Annotated in this window: 1 pseudogene; it reads right to left on the bottom strand. The window is 76.7% G+C overall.

Annotation, left to right across the window (positions count from 1 at the left end):
• Positions 1–1,475 (bottom strand): annotated as a pseudogene (locus tag AC5LSR_RS09945) (hypothetical protein); the annotation flags it as partial.
• Between the last annotated feature and the right edge of the window lie 81 nt (positions 1,476–1,556).

Here is a 1,556-nt window from a genome sequence, read left to right as displayed (position 1 = left end):
CCCGCACGCGAGCCGCCCGCGCCGCCGGTGCCCGAGCCGCTCGCAGCGGACCGGCCTGTCGTGTCGCCCCCAGCCGTACCGCCAGGCACGGCGCCCCCGGCTGCCGTGCCGCCAGGCGTGTTCCGATCGCCGCCGGTAGCCGTCCCTGTTCTCCCGTTCGTGGTGCTCCCGTTTGTGCCGCCGGTCTCCGTCCCGGCTCCGGTCGGCCCGGACGACGGTCGGCCCGCGCCCGCATCCGGGTTCGCCCCGGTGCCTGGAACCGCTCCCAAGCCCGGGCTCGCTCCCGTTCCCGGGCTTGGGCCTGCCCCGGTGCCCGAGCCTGCTCCGCTGCCTGGGCTCGCGTCCGGCTGCCGCCCGGAGGACGGCCCAGGATGCTGCTGCCCTCCCGGGACCTGGGCCAGCAGTTGCGTGACCGCGGCGTCGAGGGCCGCTATGTCCGCCGCGACCGCGCGCAGACGCTCGTTGAGCGCCTCCTGCTCGGCGAGGACCTGCTGGAGCAGCGCCGCGCAGTCCGTGCCGTCGAGCGCCGGGCCGCTGGCCGCTGGTGTCGCGGCCGCTGGTGTCGTGGCCGCCGCCGGTGCCGTGGCCGTCGCGGTGGACGAGTGCAGGGATGCGGAGGTCGCGGTGCCCGCGCCCGGGCCCCCGCCGCCGGGCACGGCAGCGGATGCCGACGCCCCCGGAGCACCACCCCCACGCTGGTGATCTCCGCTCTGGTGCAGGCCGTCCAGGAACGACTGGCACACCGACTGTTCGTGGGCGACATCGGCCTTGATCTGGGACAGCATCGTGTCGGCGGCATGCTGGTCGGCCAGCAGCCGCTGCTGATACTGCTTGACGAGATCCTCGGCCGGACCCGCCGCCCCGGTCGCACCCGTGCCGTCGGCGGCCCCGGCCGGTGGTGTGCCGGCCGTGCCCCCGCTCGCCGTTACCCGGCTCGCATCCCGCACCTGGCGCACATCCTGGGCGCCGGCCCGGCGCGAGGTGACGAACAGCGCCGTGCTGACCCCGCCGGCCCCGGCCGATACCGATGCCGGTGCCGCGGCGGATGCCGGTGCCGATGCCGATGCCGCGGCGCCTGCGGTCTGGCTGGCCTGGTCGGCGGCGAGCCTCGCCTGCGCCGAGGCGAGCGCGGACCGGGCGTTGTCGACCGCCGCAGCCAGGGCGGTCGTGTCGAGCTCGGCCAGCACGTCACCCGTCGTAACATGCTGACCCGCCGTCACGGCGACCCTGGTCACCCGTCCGCTGACGGGGAAGCTCACCGCTGCCTGGCTGACGGCCGTCACGGTGCCGGTGGAGTTCAACGTCGCCTCGACGTTGCGGTGGGTGACCGTGGCGGTCCGGTAGGACGGCCCGCCCGAGGCGGCCGTGGCGGCGAGAACCCCGCCGCCGGCCCCGCCTGCGACGACGATGACGGCGACCACCGTTGCCCGGCGGCGCAGCCGCTGCCGCCGGGCGCGTGCGGTCCGGTCAGCCATTGGCGCTCTCTCCGGCGCGGGCGGGCTCCTGGGCGGGGATCGATACCGGCCCTGTCGCTTCGGGCCGGTGCGGGCCGGGTA

The organism is Protofrankia sp. CiP1_Cm_nod4 (genome assembly GCF_982290645.1).
This window is presented reverse-complemented; position numbering and strand designations above follow the sequence as displayed.